Origin of the sequence: Lichenibacterium dinghuense, from assembly GCF_021730615.1 — a bacterium.
GTDB lineage: Bacteria > Pseudomonadota > Alphaproteobacteria > Rhizobiales > Beijerinckiaceae > Lichenihabitans > Lichenihabitans dinghuensis.
Map to the genome: position 1 here is coordinate 2,633,085 of NZ_JAJLMN010000001.1, position 15,287 is coordinate 2,648,371.

The window sequence follows — 15,287 nt, forward strand, 5'->3', positions numbered from 1 at the left end:
CGTCAGGGCCGAGCCTCGTCACGGGCCCCCAGGGCTGCCCCGAGGGCGAAACGGGCCATGTCGAGCGCCTCGGCCCCACTGGTGCTCCGCGCCGCGTGGTACAGGTCCCGGCCGAGGGCCAGGACGTCGGGGTTGGCGCGCGCCGCCCGCTCGACCGTCTCGATGGCCCGCGCCAGCACGCCGTCCTTCGGAAGGGCCGCGTTCGCGAGGTGGTGCGCGCAGGCCTCCTGTGCATCGAGCAGTCGCGCGCCGTACACGATCTCGAACAGGAGCTTCTTGGGCAACGTGTCCCGTACGATCGAGAGGGCCAGGAACGGGAAGAGCCCGTGCGCCGCCTCCGGCAGCCCCATGGTGGCGTCCTCCGCCACGAACGCCATGTCGCAGGCGACCGTGAGGGCGAAACCGCCCGCATGGGCATCGCCGTTCACGGCGGCGACGAGCGGCTTGCCGAGCCGCGACATCGCATCGATGAGGTCGATGTGGGCGCGTCCGAACTCCATGCGGCCCGCCGTCGTGGGCCCCGCACCCTGGTAGTCACCGCCCAGGCAAAACACGTCGCCGGCCCCGGTCAGGACGCAGCCCGCGGTCCCGGAGTCCCGCCTCGCTCCGTCGAGCGCAGCGATCAATTCGGCCGCCATGGGTTGCGTGATGCGATTGCCGGCCCGCGGGCGCGACAGGGTCAGGACGGCGACGCGCCCCCTCCGCTCGACGAGGACATCGGTCATGCTCCCCTCCCTTCCGGGCGCCTCCGCCCGCTCGTGGCTCAGCCGGCGAACCGCCGCTCGCTCGCCACCATCTCGGACATGCCCACGAATTCGTTGAACTCATCGAAGGGCGTCAGCAGGTCCGCGACGGCATCGGTCGAGCAGCCCTCGGCCATGAAGCGCTCCATCATGGTCTTGACGGCCTTGTGCATGGCGAACATCGGCTCGATCGGGCAGAGCGCGTAGTCGAAGCCGAGTTCATGGACCTCGTTGAGCGAAAGGTACGGGCTCTTGCCCGATCGCGCCATGTTGAACAGCAACGGCTTGCCGAGGGGCCGCAGGCGGCGGCTGATCTCCTTCATCTGCTCGACGCTCTCCATGGCGTCGCAGTACAATCCGTCCGCCCCGACCTCGGCATACCTCGTCAACCGGGCGATGGCGTCCTCGAGCCCCGTCACGGCGAGCGAGTCCGTGCGCGCGACGATGAAGAAGTTGGGATCGCGGCGCGCCTGCAGCATGGCGCGGAGCTTCTGCTGCATCTCCTCGGCGCTGACGATCTGCTTGCCCGCGAAATGCCCGCACTTCTTCGGAACGGCTTGATCCTCCAGATGGAGGACGGACGCCCCGGCCTCTTCCCACAGGCGCATCGTGCGCTGTGCGTCGAGCACGCCGCCGTAGCCCGTGTCGGCGTCGGCGAAGACCGGGACCTTCGTGACCCGGCAGATGCGGCGGATGTGCTCGAACATCTCCGTCTGGGACAGGAGCCCCATGTCGGGCGCCCCCGCGACGATCGCCGAGGCGGCGAAGCCGCTGACGTAGATCGCCGGGGCACCCGCCTGTTCGGCGAGCTTGGCCGTCACGGCGTCGTGCGCGCCCATGCAGACGAAGGGCGGGCGCCTCAGCAGGGCGCGGAACGCTTCGGAACGGGTCAAGGGCATCTCCCATCGTGGGCTGCGGGTCGGGCCGGTCGGTCGTCCGCAGCTGTGTCTGTTAGCGCAAACATACCGGAGCCTGGTCGGGGAGGCAACATGGTCCGGTGCGACGCGGCCATTTCATCCGTCCGGGAGATGGGGCAAGGTCGGGTCTTTGCTGGATCACAACCGATGACGCGACGGGACCTTGGTTCGACTCGGACGACGGGGAAGGACATCCGCCGCCCGGGACCTCGCATGGAGGACGTCGCCGCTATGGCGGCCGTCTCGGCCATGACGGTCTCGCGCGCGCTGCGGGACCCGAACTCCGTCACGGCCGAGACGCGCCAACGCATCGAGGCCGCGGTCGACGCCACGGGCTACGTCCCGAACCGGATCGCCAGCAGCCTCGCCTCGCAGCGGACCAACATCGTCGGCCTCATCGTGCCGAGCCTGCGCAACTCCCTCTTCGCGGAGACCATCCAGGGCGTGTCGGACATGCTGGGTTCGGAACACCCCCTGATGATCTCGGACAGCGGCTACACGCTCAGGGGCGAGGAGGTCGCCATCCGGGCGTTCCTGACGCAGCGGATCTGCGGAATCCTGCTCCACAACACGAAGCACACGGCCCGCAGCCGGGCCATGCTGCGCAACGCCGGGATCCCCTGCGTGGAGACCGGCAACGTCGTCCGGCCGCCGGTCGACATGGCGGTGGGCTTCTCGAACCACGACGCCGCGCAGGCCATGACGGAGTTCCTGCTTCAGAAAGGCTACCGCCGCATCGGCTTCGTCAGCCTGCCCGTCAAGGAGAACGACCGGGCGGCCGAGCGACGGGCCGGACACCTCACGGCGCTCGCGCGCGCGGGCGTGGACGCCGACCCCGCCCTGATCCTCGAGAGCCAACCGGGGCTCCGGAGCGGCGGCGAGGCGCTCGTGCGGCTCGTCGGGTCCGCACCGGACATGGACGCGGTTTTCCTTTCGGGCGACGTCCTCGCAACGGGAGCCCTCCTCGAAGCCAACCGCCGCGGCTGGGATGTCCCGGGGCGCATCGCCATCGTGGGATCCGACGACAACGAGTTGCAGGAGAGCGTGTCGCCGCCCCTGACCACGCTTCGCTTCCCCCGCTACGAGATCGGCCGCCGCGCCGCCTCCATGCTGATGGATCGCCTGACGGGCCGCGCGAGCGGCCCGGCCGTCCTCGACCTCGGCTTCACCATCGTGGAACGCGCCAGCGCCTGAAACCGGGTCCGCGCACGTCCTCCGCGCGCTCGAGACGGATCCGGCCCCGATCCCACGCGGGCTCCGAGCGGGCCGGCCCGTCTGGTCGGGCCGGGTGCGACGACCTCGGCGCGTTTCACGCTTGCAACCCGGCGCGCCGGCTCTTATGTTTGCGCTAACATGAATCGGCGTCGAAGACGCGTCGTCCGGGAGGGGTTGGCCATGGATGAGATCGAGGCCCGCACGATGCGGAAAGTGCTGCGGCGGTTCGTGCCGCTGCTCGTCGCGTGTTTCGTCGTCGGCTTCCTCGATCGCGTGAACGTCGGCTTCGCCGCGCTCACCATGAGCCGGGACCTCGGCTTCTCGGCCACCGTGTTCGGCCTCGGCGCCGGGCTCTTCTTCGTCAGCTACTTCCTCCTGGAAGTGCCCTCGAACCTCGCGCTCGAGCGCTACGGCGCCAGGCGCTGGATCGCCCGCATCATGGCGACCTGGGGCGTGCTGTCGATGTTGACCGCGTTCGTCTGGAACGAGTGGAGCTTCTACGGCGCCCGGATCCTGCTCGGCGCCGCGGAGGCCGGGTTCTTCCCGGGCGTCGTGCTCTACCTCACCTACTGGATCCCGAACCGTCATCGCGGGCGTGTGGTGGCGAGCTTCATGGCCGCCATGCCGCTGGCCAGCGTCATCGGTTCCCCGATCTCGGGCTACCTGATGAGCATGGACGGACTCTGGGGACTCAAGGGCTGGCAGCTCCTCTACCTGGTCGAAGGCCTGCCGGCCGTACTGCTGGCCGGAGTCGTCCTCCTCGTGTTGCGCGACTCCCCGTCGCAAGCCGAATGGCTCGCGCCCGAGGAGCGGGCCTGGCTCGCCGCGCAGCTCGCCTCCGAGCGCGGCGGCAGGACGGCCATCGTGACGCACGGCTTCTCCGGCGTCGTCTCCAACCCCCTCATCCTGCTCCTGTCCGCCGTCTACTTCGGCATCGTCTTCTTCAACTTCGGCCTGAGTTTCTTCCTGCCCCAGATCGTGCACGGATTCGGACTCAGCCTGACCACGACCGGCCTCGTCGCCGCCCTGCCGTTCCTCGTCGCCGCCGTCGGCATGGTCGCGTGGGGCCGCAGGTCCGACCGGCGCGACGAGCGCCGGATCCACCTCGTCGTTCCCATGGCGCTCGCGGTGGCGGGTCTCGGCGGGTCCACCCTCGTCGCCGCTCCGGTCGCCAAGCTCGTCCTCCTGTGCGTGGCGGCCTTCGGCGTCTTCTCCGCGCTCCCCGTCTTCTGGGCGCTGCTTCCAGGCCTGCTGTCGCCCGCCGCGGCCGCCATCGCCTTCGCGGTCGTCAACTCCCTCGGCAACCTGTCGGGCTTCGCGGCGCCATACATCGTCGGAGCCATCAAGGACGCGACGGGCCACCTCGAAGGCGGCCTGCAGGTGATCGCCGGCTACGGCATCGTCGCCATCGTGATCCTGGTGCTCGTGCTCAGACGCCAGCCCCGCACCGTCGCGGGCGATTGGGGAGCCGCCCATGTCGCCGAATGACGGGGCGCCGGATCGGGGGACGACGCGCGGCGGCCGGGCGAGGGACCAAGCCCGCGACAAGGTCGCCGACCTCGTGGGGCTCGGGGGGCTCTGGTCCGCGGCGCTCGACCCGCTCATCGAGACCCACCCCGACTTCGTCGAGGCCTACGTCGATCTCGCGAGCCATCCATGGCGGGCCGGTCGCCTCGCACCGAAGACACGGCACCTCGTCGGGCTGTCCCTGTCGGCGGCCGCAACCCACCTCTACCGGCCGGGGATCCGCTCACATTGCCGTGCGGCGATCGACGCCGGCGCGACGGCCGACGAGATCCTGGAAACGTTGATGTTGGCCAGCACGCTCGGCGTCCACGCCTGCGTGCTCGGCGTGCCGATCCTCACCGAGAAGCTCGCCGCCAAGGGGGACACCGCCGCATCTCCGACCCGCGACGACGCTCGACGGGGAGCATTGAAGGCTGAGTTCGTGAAACGCCGGGGCTACTGGAACCCGGTCTGGGACGGCCTGCTCGCCCTTGATCCCGATTACTTCGCCGCCTTCACGGCGTTCTCGTCCATGCCCTGGCGCTCGGGGGCCCTCGAGCCCAAGGTCAAGGAGTTCATCTACATCGCCACGGATGTGTCGGCGACGCACCAGTTCGCCCCCGGGACCCACATCCACGTCGAGAACGCTCTCGGCCTCGGCGCGAGCGCGGAGGAGATCCTCGAGGTGATGCAACTCGCCAGCACCCTGGGCATCGAGACCTTCGAGGTCGCGCTTCCCATCGTCCTCGAGGAACTCGGCGCACGCGCATGAAGCCCGACCTCCCATCCGCGCCGGATCGGCACGACGGGGCGCGACCGGAGGCCGACCCCACCCAGGGCGGGAGAGGCTTCCTACGCATCCTCTTCGACACCGCCATCGCCGCCGCGCATCCGGAGCGCTGCATCGCCCCGCACCTTCCACCGAGGCCCAAGGGTCGGACGGTGGTGATCGGCGCCGGCAAGGCGGCGGCCGCCATGGCGGCGGCCGTCGAGGCGCGCTGGACGTCGCCACTCGACGGCCTGGTGATCACGCGTTACGGCCACGGCGCGCCGACCTCGTCGATCGAAGTCGTCGAGGCCGCACATCCCGTGCCCGACGATGCGGGGGCGAGGGCCACCGCACGCATCCTGGAGCGCGTCGGCGGCCTCACCTCCGACGATCTCGTCCTCTGTCTGCTCTCCGGTGGTGGATCGGCATTGCTGGCGGCTCCGGCTCCGGGACTCACCCTCGCGGACAAGCAGGCCGTCAACCACGACTTGCTGAGGAGCGGCGCCGACATCGCGGAGATGAACTGCGTCCGCCGACACCTCTCGGCCGTCAAGGGCGGTCGCCTGGCGCGGGCCGTCGCGCCCGCGAGCCTTGTCACGCTCGCCGTCTCGGACGTGCCGAGGGACGACCTCGCCACGATCGCGTCGGGCCCGACCGTGCCGGATCCCACGACCCTGGCCGATGCGCGCGCGGTGCTGCAGAAGTACGGGATCAGCCCGCCGCCCGCCGTCGCGGCCCTGCTCGCCTCCGGGATCGCGGAGACGCCGAAGCCGGGCGACGCCTGTTTCGACCGCTCGCGGACCGTGCTCGTCGCACGACCGCAATCGGCGCTCGACGCCGCGGCCGCGGTCGCGCGGGCCGCCGGCGTCACGCCGGTGCTCCTCGGCGACGCGATCGAAGGCGAGGCGCGCGAGGTGGCCCGGGTCATGGCCGCGATCGCCAGGTCGTGCCGCGCCCATGGCCATCCACAGCCGGCGCCCTGCGTCCTCCTTTCGGGCGGGGAGACGACCGTGACGGTCCGGGGGACGGGGCGGGGCGGGCGCAACGCCGAGTTCCTGCTCGCGCTCGCGATCGCGCTCGACGGCCTGCCCGGAGTCTCAGCCCTCGCGGGCGACACCGACGGGATCGACGGTTCGGAGGACAATGCGGGCGCCTTCGCGGACGCCGACACACTGGCACGGGCCCGCGCCCTGGGTCTGGACGCGCGAGCCAGCCTCGCCGCGAACGACGGATACGGCTTCTTCTCCGCGCTCGGCGACCTCGTCCTCACCGGCCCCACGCTGACCAACGTCAACGATTTCCGGGCCATCCTGATCGCGGGGACCTGATGGGCCGGACGTCGCCCGCGCCGCTGGGGCGCCGCTCACCCCCGGGGAGCCTCGGCAGACTCCCCCGTCGTCGCATGCAACCCCGGCAGAGGAGGCGCCCATGCGCGAACACCTGAGGCTCGACGGCGACTACGACTACATCGTCGTCGGTTCGGGTTCGGCGGGCTGCGTCGTGGCGAACCGGCTCTCAGGGGACCCGACGAAGAGGGTCCTCGTCCTCGAGGCGGGCGGGCGCGACGACTGGATCTGGTTCCACATCCCGGTCGGTTACCTCTACGCCATCGGCAACCCACGCGCGGACTGGATGTTCCAGACGGAGACGGAGCCGGGCCTGAACGGCCGCTCGCTCAAGTACCCCCGCGGCAAGGTGATCGGGGGATCCTCGGCCATCAACGCCATGATCTCCATGCGGGGCCAAGCCGCCGATTACGACGGGTGGCGCCAACTCGGGCTTGCCGGCTGGTCGTGGGCGGACGTCGCGCCCGTGTTCCGCCGCCTCGACGACCACTTCCTGGGTGACACCGAGCACCACGGCGCGGGTGGGGAGTGGCGGGTCGAGCAGCCTCGCCTGCGCTGGGACGTGCTCGACGCCATCGGGCGAGCCGCGGTCGAGATGGGCGTGCCCGCGACGGATGACTTCAACACCGGCGACAATACCGGCGTGGGATACTTCCACGTCAACCAGAAGCGCGGCTTCCGTTGGTCGGCGGCTCGCGGCTTCCTCAGGCCCGCCCTGAAACGTCCCAACCTGCGCCTCGAGACCGGGGTGCTGGTCGAGCGCGTGCTGGTCGAGGGCGGGAGGGCGGTGGGCGTGCGCTTCCGCCGTGGCGACCGCGTCCTCGAGGCGCGAGCCCGCGGCGAGGTGGTGCTGTCCGCGGGTTCGCTCGGTTCCGCCCAACTCCTGCAATTGTCGGGCATCGGTTCGGCGGCCTGGCTCGCCGAGGCCGGCATACCCACCGTCCTCGACAGGCCCGGGGTCGGCCGCAACCTCCAGGACCACCTGCAGCAGCGTGCGATATATCGCGTCCACGGCGTCAAGACGCTCAACGAGACCTACCACTCCCTCATGGGGCGCGGCCTGATGGGCCTGCACTACGCCCTGCTCCGGCGGGGACCGCTCACGATGGCGCCCTCGCAACTCGGCATCTTCACGACCTCGTCCCGCGACTACGATCGACCCAACCTCCAGTTCCACGTCCAGCCGCTGTCGCTCGACAAGTTCGGCGATCCGCTCCACAAGTATCCGGCCGTGACGGTCTCGGCCTGCAACCTGCGGCCCAGCTCGCGCGGCACCGTGCGGCTGCGGTCCGCCGACCCGGCCGACAAGCCCCGCATCGCCCCCAATTACCTCGACACGGACGAGGACCGGCGCGTCGCGTCCGACGCGATCCGCGTCACGCGACGACTGATGGGGCAGCCCGCGCTCGGGCGCTACCGCCCGGACGAAGTGTTGCCCGGCCCGTCGGTCGGGGACGACGACGATGCGCTGGCGCGGGCCGCGGGCGACATCGGCACGACCATCTTCCATCCCGTCGGCACCGCCAGGATGGGTCGGCCCTCGGACCCGGCCGCGGTCGTGGACGAGCGGCTGCGCGTGATCGGGCTCGACGGCTTGAGGGTGATCGACGCCTCCGTGATGCCGACCATCACGTCGGGCAACACCAACACGCCCACGGTCATGATCGGCGACAAGGGCGCCCGCATGGTGCTCGAGGACGCGCGGCGCGTGGCCGCTTCGTGAACGCCGCGGCGGCCGAGGCCGGTCGACCTCGGCCCTCACCCGGCATATTGCGGAGCCGGTTGAGAGAGCCGTGATCGACACGACCGTCGAGTTGGCCCCGATGGCGGACAGGCCCAGCCACCGGCTCCTTCCCTGGCCGTGCCTGCGGGAAGCGGAAGCCGTGGTGAGGGACGTAACCTGATACGGCGGGTCCAAGCGGCGGGGCATCCAGGGACACCGGGGTTAGCGAGAACTTGCACTATGCTCGGAGGCCCGCGAGATCCCGCCGAACCTGAGCCGGGCGTGAAGAAAGGCGGTGGGGTCCGACGGCCGGAATGGGTCCACCGGCGATTCGCAGCCGGCCTCCTGATCCGCCCCAGGTCGATCCGCGCGCGCATCGCAGGCGACCTCTCGCCGACGTGTCCCCAGCCACGCGCGTCGGGCGTTCCGGGAGGTCGCCTCCGGAGCCCCGTCTCGAAGCTGGTGCCCCCAACCTGAGTTCAACCGCATCGCCCCGCTCCCGCGCCGGCGGCCGCATCCGAGCACCAACTGCCAGACCTCGATGAAAGCTCAATTGAGGTATTGAATCTCAGAAGGATGAAAGCTACTTCCTGAAGTCGGCGGCGGCGAGTCGCGGTCGATCGTGGAGAGGAAGCATGCCTCGGCGTTGCGCGAACGTGGGTGGGGGGCGCGGCCCAGGACATGCCGACGCGCTCCCCACCGGGCCCTCGCTCCTTTCCGATCTATGCCGCGAGCACGCTTCCTGGGCGATCGACCTCACCGAGGGCGCATCGGTGCCACCAGGATGGTCTGAGTTGTTGGCGACGACCTTCTCGTCGCTCACCGAGGTCGTCGACGGCCGCAGGCCCCTCCGTCTGGCCTTCCACTCCGTCGGCGAGCTCCGGGGAAGGCTGTTCTTCGACGTCCGCCCCCTGCGCACCTCGGCCAGACCCGACCCACGCCTCGAGGCGGTGCGGCGGGTGATCGCGCGAACGAGGCTGGCGTCCTCCTCGACGTGCCGGATGTGCGGCGGCCCCGCCCACAGACGGTTGGTCGCCCTCGAGTGGGCCCTCTGCGACCACCACGCCGACGCCGTCGACCAGCCGCCCGTCCCCGCGTCGATCGAAGACAGGACCTTCGCCCTATATCGGATCGAAGAGATCTCCGCGGCACTCGGCGAGGCGCCCGCGACGACGTGCGACCAAGGGGTCCCGCACGACGGGACGGGCCACCAAGCGCACCTGCGCGGCATCCTCGACGCCGGCGAGCGCGCGCGGTGGCGCTCCTTGGTCCGGCCCGACGAAGCCGGGCTGGACGACCTCGACGACCTCGACCGGCGCGCGCCGCACATGCGGGAGGTGACCGGCCTCGTCCGTCGGCACCTGCGGGCCGCCCTCGTCATCGGTCGACCGATCCGCCTTCCACCGCTGATGCTCGTCGGCGAACCCGGGATCGGCAAGTCCTGGTACCTGTCGCGCTTGGCCCAGGTCCTGCGCGTGCCGTTCCGGCATTACCCCATGAACCTGTCGTCGCTCGGGGAGGGACTGTTCGGCGCCCACGCGTCGTGGCGCAACGCCCGGCCGGGCCTCGTCGCCAGGACGCTCCTGTCGGAACCGGTCGCCAACGTCATGATCCTCGTCGACGAGGCCGACAAGCCGCCCCTCATCGGAGCCGAGGATCCCTACCGGGCCTTCTACGGCCTGCTCGAGCCGGAGGGCGCGAGGTCGTTCGTCGACGAGTACCTATCCTTCCCGATGGACGCGAGCGCGATTCTCTGGGTGCTCGCCGGGAACTCGACGGACGCCCTGCCGCCACCCATCGTCGACCGCCTCACCGTCGTGCGCATCCCCGCGATGGACGAGGGGCAGTTGCGTGCCGTGGCGGCGAGCGTCTACGGCGAGGCCAACGCGAACTGCGACGGCTTCTTCGACGCGGAGCTTCGCGAGGAGACCATGCGTCACCTCCTCGGGACCAACGTGCGGGGCATCCGGCGCGCCGTCGATGACGCCATGGTCCGCGCCGCCGCCGACGGGCGCCGGTCGATCGGGCCCGGGGACGTCGTCGTGCACGAAGGCGGGACGGATCGCCGGATCGGCTTCATGCGGGAGCGCCGACCATGAGCGTTCACCACGGGCGAGGAGATGGCGAGCCGACGACCGGGAGGGTCGATGGGCCCAGGCCCACGGCCGCGGAGCGCGAGGCCGCCGTGGCCGCCTTCGTCGCCGCCTTGCGCGTCGCCGCGAGTGCGCCGGTCGACGCCCGCTCCCACGCGGACAGGATCGCGTCGCTCGAGCTCTCCATCATGGCGACGCGCCCGTCCCGGCGCGCGCACGTCGCCTCCCTCATGGGCGCCGCCCTCGACGCCGGGGCCTGGGCGCGGATCGCCGTCGGCCTACCGCCCTGGGCGGAACGCCCGTTCGGTGGCCGGCACGGACCGCCGTCGGGCGGGACGGCGCTCGCGCGAGATGTCCGCATCGATCCCGTCGGCGAAGCCGTCACCACGCTGGATGTCGACGAGGCGGTCATGGACTCGATCGAGACCGTCCGCGCACTCCTGGCCGTTCCGACGGGATGCGAAGCGGCGGAGGACCTGTGGGACCGGCTCGAGCGGATCGCCCTCGCGCCCTGCTTCGAGACCTCGGCTTCGTGCCGGGGCGGACGGGATCGGAAGAGGACCCTGCTGATCCTCTGGTTGGCCTTCCGTCGGGAGCGCCCCGTCGTCGCCGCCGTCCTGCGCAAGTGCCTCTCCCTCGATCGAGCCTGGCGGGCCGGCGCAGCCGGGACTGCCTGAAACACCTCTCGGCTCACCCGGCCTCCGGCCGGACGAGGGCCGCCCAGCAACGTCGGATCAGGAAGACGCGGAGCGATGCCCGGCATGGAACGATACTTCGTCACCGAAAGCTTCCCGCGCCCGAGGAACTGCCTCTTCCAGGGAAGGTCGATCGCCGCGTGCCTCGACTGGATCCGCAGCCGGGGGGATGGACCGGAACGCCGATGCGTCGTCTGGAACGACCATCCGCCGGCCGGCGGGGACCCCGACGCGTTCGTTTGCCTGCCGGCCTGGTTCCTGGACGCATGGCGGGACCACGCCGCCGAGGTCGTCGAGTCGTGGGATTCGAGGTGGTTGCTCATCGAGTCGGCGCCGGGCCACCACCGCGCCGAGGCGAAGGCCGATCTCCTCGAGGCGATCGCGACGGCGCTCACGACGGCGTCGCAGTCGACCTTGCCGGAGGACGAGGTGGACGTCGGATTCTAGGCGACGCGCGCCCTGCGATCGCGTCCTCCGTCGCGATGGCCGGCAGCGGACTCGGTCGGGGCCACGACGCATCAAGGGCGTGACAGTGGGCGCCTCAACCGCGCCCGGTCAGGTCGCGGGGCCTGTGCACCCACTGCGGAACGACGCTCCTGAGGAGCTCGTCCGTCTCGAAAGCCGCGAGGATGTGGTCCAATTGATCGTCGCCGAGCCCGAGGGCATGGGCCACCGCTAGGTCCAACTCCCGCCAGGCGGCGTTGAGTTCCGTGAGGGCCGCGGCCCCGCGATAGCGCTCCAGCAGCCGCACGGCGTCGTCCACATGCTCCGGGACCGGCAGGGACTGGAGCCAGTTGCGGTCGGGCAGTCGACCGGCGCGGATCCAACGGCGCGCCTCCGCAGCCATCCAGGACCGCAATGCGGGATCGCGCACCGGGACGTGGCAAGGCGTGCCCGTGAGCGTGGGGGCGGGGACCGCGTCGCCCGAGGGGTCGGCGACGAGGAAGCTCACGCCGTTCTCCGTCTCGACCACGGTCGCGGCGGACCAATCGGTCCCGGGAGCGGGCCAGGAGATCGATTTCGGGGCGCCGACCCACCCGTCCGCGATCAGGTCGAGGCGGTTCCGGAGTGGCTTCGTTCCCGCACCCGCCCGCAGCGCTTCGAGTTCCCGCTCGCCGCCGGCCAATTCGAGGTCGCAGGCGAACATACGCCGGCCGATGTCGTCCAAGCCATCCAGCAGCGCCACGTCCCGCACGCGGGGCACGGGCATCAGGAGGGTGCGACGGGGATAGTTGGTCGAGAAGTAGTCCTGCACCACGGACGTCCTCGAGGTCATCGCCATGAACCAGGCGATCACATGCGAAAGGGACCAGACGTTCAGCGGGAAGCGTTCCCGCAGCCGGACGCAATAGACGGTGTTCGTCAGGTACACGGCGGGGGGATGGGGCGCGAAGACGGGTTGCGTGGAGATGTTCCTGACCGCGAACGCGCGCCCGGGGTCACCGACGCCGTCCCAGGCGTAGAACCGGACCGAGTCGACGAGCGCCGGATCACCGTCCCAGGATCCGGCGCTCACCCCGAGGAGCGTCCCATCGGGAGGCAGGTGCTTGGCGCGGAAGACGGGATGGCCACCGGCGACCTCCGGCATCCCCCGCTTGCCGACCTTGAGGCCGTAGCCCATGACCTTGGCGGAGCGCCAGGCGCCTGCCCTGGCGCCCGCCGGCGGAGCCGCGGCGAACGGGGCCCTATCGCTCGGCGACGCGGGCTTCCAGCCATTGAGGACCAAGTCTTGCAAGCGCGGGGAGCCCGCGATCGCGTCAAGGACCGGTACGTCGGACGCGCGAACCTTGGTCAACCAGGCGTCGTGCCCGCCCGCGTCGGCGCCGTCCTGTCCCTCTCCCGCCTGGGCCTCGCCGTCCTCCGGTTCGACCTGCGCCTCGGGGAACACGCGTGGCAGGTAGCGCGCGAGGTGAAGCCCCGAGCGGGGGACGTCGTCCGACGTCGCCCTCGACATGTCGATGTGACCGGTCTCCGCATCCAGGCATTCGGGCGTTACCCTCGTCACCCGGACCACGTCGGCCTCGCTGGCCGGGGATTTCTCGATCACGAGCCCCATCGTGACCACCCTCGCGCCGTGGAACGCGACGTTGCCGATCTCCTCGAGGTCGATGATCTCCAGGATGCGGTAGCGCCCGAGCACCATCCTGAGTGGTTCCGCATAGGCCGACTCGGAAATGGCGAGCGGCAGGAAGAAGCCGAGGCGCCCACCTTCGGCCAGCCACCACTCCGTCGCCCTGTAGGCGAAGAGGACGGCCAAGTCACACTGCTTGGTCCTGACGTCGCGGTATTCGCGCTTGGTCGCCTCGTCCAGGCGAACGCGCCCGACCCGCACAAACGGTGGGTTCCCGGCGACGATGTCGTACCCACCCCGGCGCACCGACATGTCCCGGAAGCGCCGATCGGCGGTCTTGAGGCGTCGACGACCCGGGCCGGCGCCCGCACGGACCTCCGCGTCGGCACGGCCGCCCAGACCTCCAAAAAGATCGTCGTCGCGCATGGAGGCGCCCCACGTCTCGAGGCTGCTGTGCCCTCCCTCGATCGAAAGCGCGGCGATCGCGCGTCGCATGAGCGCGACGGCATCCCCTTGCGAACCCGAGATCACGTGCCAGAGCAGCTGGATCTGGGCCAAGGTGGCCGAGAAACCATTCAGGTCGAGGCCGCTCAACCTCCCGAGCGTCTCCACCACGTCGTCCGCGCCGAAGTCGACGCCCACGGCCTCCTTGCGCCGGCGGGCCATCTCGAACGCCTCGACGAGGAAGGTGCCCGATCCGCAGGCGGGATCGAGCAGCTTCTGCGCCCCATCGTAGCCGCAGGCCCCGAGCATGTATTGCGCGAGTTCCGGACGGGTGTAGACCTCCCCGAGCGTGCGTCGTTGCTCCGGGTCGAGGTTGCGGTCGTAGATGCCCGACAGCAAGTCGCCACGGACGGTCCTGAAGTCCCAACCCGCCATGATCCACATGGCGTGAAGCAACGTCTCGGACAGATGCACGTCGTCGCCGTCGAGGAGCCAGTCGAGTGGTTTGCGCTCGAAGAGATGGCGGTACACCGGCCGGGCTTTGTCGTAGGCCGTCCTCACGAGGGATTGGAAGCGATCCGAGACGTGCTCGGCGAACCGGGAGAACGAGGACAAACCGCCGTTCGAAAGGACGCGCGGCAGGAGGCCGTTGTCCTCGGAGAACCTGATCATCAGCAGGCGCGAGAACAGCAAGGTCGAGGTCTCCTGGACGAAGCTCGCCCGAGCGCTCACGGCGACGGCCCGGACATCCTTGTTCGACGAGGTGACAGCCAGGAACGATGCGTGGCCGGGGTCGAGTCCCGACCTCACGGCATAGGCCGGCAAGATCTCCTTTTCGGCCCGCAGCGCGTACAACCCGTCCTCGACCGCCGCCATAAGGCGGGTGTAGGCCTCGTTGAATGCCGCGTGCGCGGCGGGGTTCGTGGCGGGAGGCTCGCCCGCGAAGGCGATCGCCTCGTCGGCCGAGAAATCGAAGGTGGCGACACCATAGTTCGCCTCCATCCGCGCAACCGCCCCGAGCGCATCCCGCAAGTCCGGCACGAGCCTCGCGTCCACGAGGGCGCCGACGGCTTGGTTCAAGATCCTCGCCGTGGTCACGATGGAGTCGACGAACCTCCGCCTATCCCGGGCGCTCCGGATGGGCCTCCCGATCGGCACGTCTATCGCCGAGAAGGCCGCGAGCTGCTCGCGCAGCGTCCTGCGGCCCGGGGTGAGGGGAGAGAAGAACGCCAGGAAGCTCGCCTCGTCGGCGAGGAAGCGCCATTCCACCGTCAACGGCTCGGGCAGCCCGCCGCCGTCGAGGTCGTAGCGCTGAACCACGCGTGCGTCGGCGAGGAAAAAGTGACGCAACTTGCCGTATGAGTAAGTCTCCAACTCGCCGCGCGCGATGGCCCTTCCGCCGTCGGCGACTCGGGATCCGGATTTCAGCTCGAGGATCGCGTAGAGGTGTTCCCCTTCGTTCCTCAGCGCAAGCGGGACACCCTCCAACCAGACCTGGATATCGGGGCGCTCCCTCCCGAAAGGAACGGGCGCGTCGATGACGACGCTCTGGACCGGCACGCCGAGGCCGAGGCGGGGATCGGTCAGGAGCTCGCGGGCCGGCGCGTAGCTCTGCGCCTCGGCCAGCTTGCCCACCGCGACCATCTGGTTCGTCGTCACCTGCTCGATGAGCTCGCGGCGACGGCGCTCGGCGTCAAACCTTCCCCTCAACCCGCTCATGCCGATCCCCCTCGCGTCCGGTCTCGCGCAGCCAACCGACGGCGGC

At 70.5% G+C, this 15,287-nt stretch carries 11 protein-coding genes; 8 read left to right on the plus strand and 3 right to left on the minus strand.

The annotated features are described in order from the left end of the window. Positions 1-2 precede the first annotated feature (2 nt). Entirely contained in the window at positions 3-725 is a 723-nt protein-coding gene (locus tag L7N97_RS12710) for an enoyl-CoA hydratase/isomerase family protein (RefSeq protein WP_237478644.1), read from the minus strand. A gap of 38 nt (positions 726-763) precedes the next feature. Continuing rightward, positions 764-1,636: an isocitrate lyase/PEP mutase family protein gene (locus L7N97_RS12715; RefSeq protein ID WP_237478645.1), complete on the minus strand. Its 873-nt coding sequence runs from the start codon at positions 1,634-1,636 to the stop codon at positions 764-766. A gap of 237 nt (positions 1,637-1,873) precedes the next feature. On the opposite strand from L7N97_RS12715, the gene L7N97_RS12720 reads away from it, so the two are divergent. The 8 genes from L7N97_RS12720 to L7N97_RS12755 all read left to right on the plus strand — a co-directional run bounded on the left by L7N97_RS12720 (position 1,874) and on the right by L7N97_RS12755 (position 11,454). Then, on the plus strand, positions 1,874-2,854 hold the full coding sequence (locus tag L7N97_RS12720) for a LacI family DNA-binding transcriptional regulator (RefSeq protein WP_237478646.1): 981 nt from the start codon (positions 1,874-1,876) through the stop codon (positions 2,852-2,854). A gap of 201 nt (positions 2,855-3,055) precedes the next feature. After that, positions 3,056-4,363 carry an MFS transporter gene (locus tag L7N97_RS12725; RefSeq protein WP_237478648.1) on the plus strand — a complete coding sequence of 436 codons (1,308 nt, stop codon included), beginning with the start codon at positions 3,056-3,058 and terminating at the stop codon, positions 4,361-4,363. Beyond that, positions 4,350-5,153, plus strand: a complete 804-nt coding sequence (locus L7N97_RS12730) for a carboxymuconolactone decarboxylase family protein (RefSeq protein WP_237478650.1) — start codon at positions 4,350-4,352, stop codon at positions 5,151-5,153. The genes L7N97_RS12725 and L7N97_RS12730 overlap by 14 nt, the downstream gene beginning before the upstream one ends. Further along, complete coding sequence (locus L7N97_RS12735; RefSeq protein WP_237478651.1) at positions 5,150-6,478, plus strand: glycerate kinase type-2 family protein; 1,329 nt, start codon at positions 5,150-5,152, stop codon at positions 6,476-6,478. Before L7N97_RS12730 ends, L7N97_RS12735 begins: the two co-directional genes overlap by 4 nt. A gap of 100 nt (positions 6,479-6,578) precedes the next feature. Then, complete coding sequence (locus tag L7N97_RS12740; RefSeq protein ID WP_237478653.1) at positions 6,579-8,219, plus strand: GMC family oxidoreductase; 1,641 nt, start codon at positions 6,579-6,581, stop codon at positions 8,217-8,219. A gap of 794 nt (positions 8,220-9,013) precedes the next feature. Beyond that, positions 9,014-10,318 (plus strand): AAA family ATPase, encoded by a 1,305-nt coding sequence (locus L7N97_RS12745; RefSeq protein WP_237478654.1) that lies wholly within the window; start codon positions 9,014-9,016, stop codon positions 10,316-10,318. Positions 10,319-10,404: 86 nt separating this feature from the next. Continuing rightward, complete coding sequence (locus L7N97_RS12750; RefSeq protein ID WP_237478655.1) at positions 10,405-10,989, plus strand: hypothetical protein; 585 nt, start codon at positions 10,405-10,407, stop codon at positions 10,987-10,989. A 75-nt stretch (positions 10,990-11,064) separates the two neighbouring features. Next, a complete protein-coding gene (locus L7N97_RS12755) occupies positions 11,065-11,454 on the plus strand; it encodes a hypothetical protein (RefSeq protein WP_237478657.1) in 390 nt (129 codons plus the stop codon). A 94-nt stretch (positions 11,455-11,548) separates the two neighbouring features. Here the strand turns inward: L7N97_RS12755 and L7N97_RS12760 are convergent, their stop codons facing one another. Then, entirely contained in the window at positions 11,549-15,241 is a 3,693-nt protein-coding gene (locus L7N97_RS12760) for an Eco57I restriction-modification methylase domain-containing protein (protein ID WP_237478658.1), read from the minus strand. Positions 15,242-15,287 lie beyond the last annotated feature (46 nt).

Bases quoted from the DNA above. Each gene is read 5' to 3' on its own strand.
- L7N97_RS12725 (WP_237478648.1), top strand. From the start codon at position 3,056: ATGGATGAGATCGAGGCCCGCACGATGCGGAAAGTGCTGCGGCGGTTC.
- L7N97_RS12730 (WP_237478650.1), top strand. From the start codon at position 4,350: ATGTCGCCGAATGACGGGGCGCCGGATCGGGGGACGACGCGCGGCGGC.
- L7N97_RS12755 (WP_237478657.1), top strand. From the start codon at position 11,065: ATGCCCGGCATGGAACGATACTTCGTCACCGAAAGCTTCCCGCGCCCG.
- L7N97_RS12720 (WP_237478646.1), top strand. From the start codon at position 1,874: ATGGAGGACGTCGCCGCTATGGCGGCCGTCTCGGCCATGACGGTCTCG.
- L7N97_RS12740 (WP_237478653.1), top strand. From the start codon at position 6,579: ATGCGCGAACACCTGAGGCTCGACGGCGACTACGACTACATCGTCGTC.
- L7N97_RS12710 (WP_237478644.1), bottom strand. From the start codon at position 725: ATGACCGATGTCCTCGTCGAGCGGAGGGGGCGCGTCGCCGTCCTGACC.
- L7N97_RS12760 (WP_237478658.1), bottom strand. From the start codon at position 15,241: ATGAGCGGGTTGAGGGGAAGGTTTGACGCCGAGCGCCGTCGCCGCGAG.
- L7N97_RS12735 (WP_237478651.1), top strand. From the start codon at position 5,150: ATGAAGCCCGACCTCCCATCCGCGCCGGATCGGCACGACGGGGCGCGA.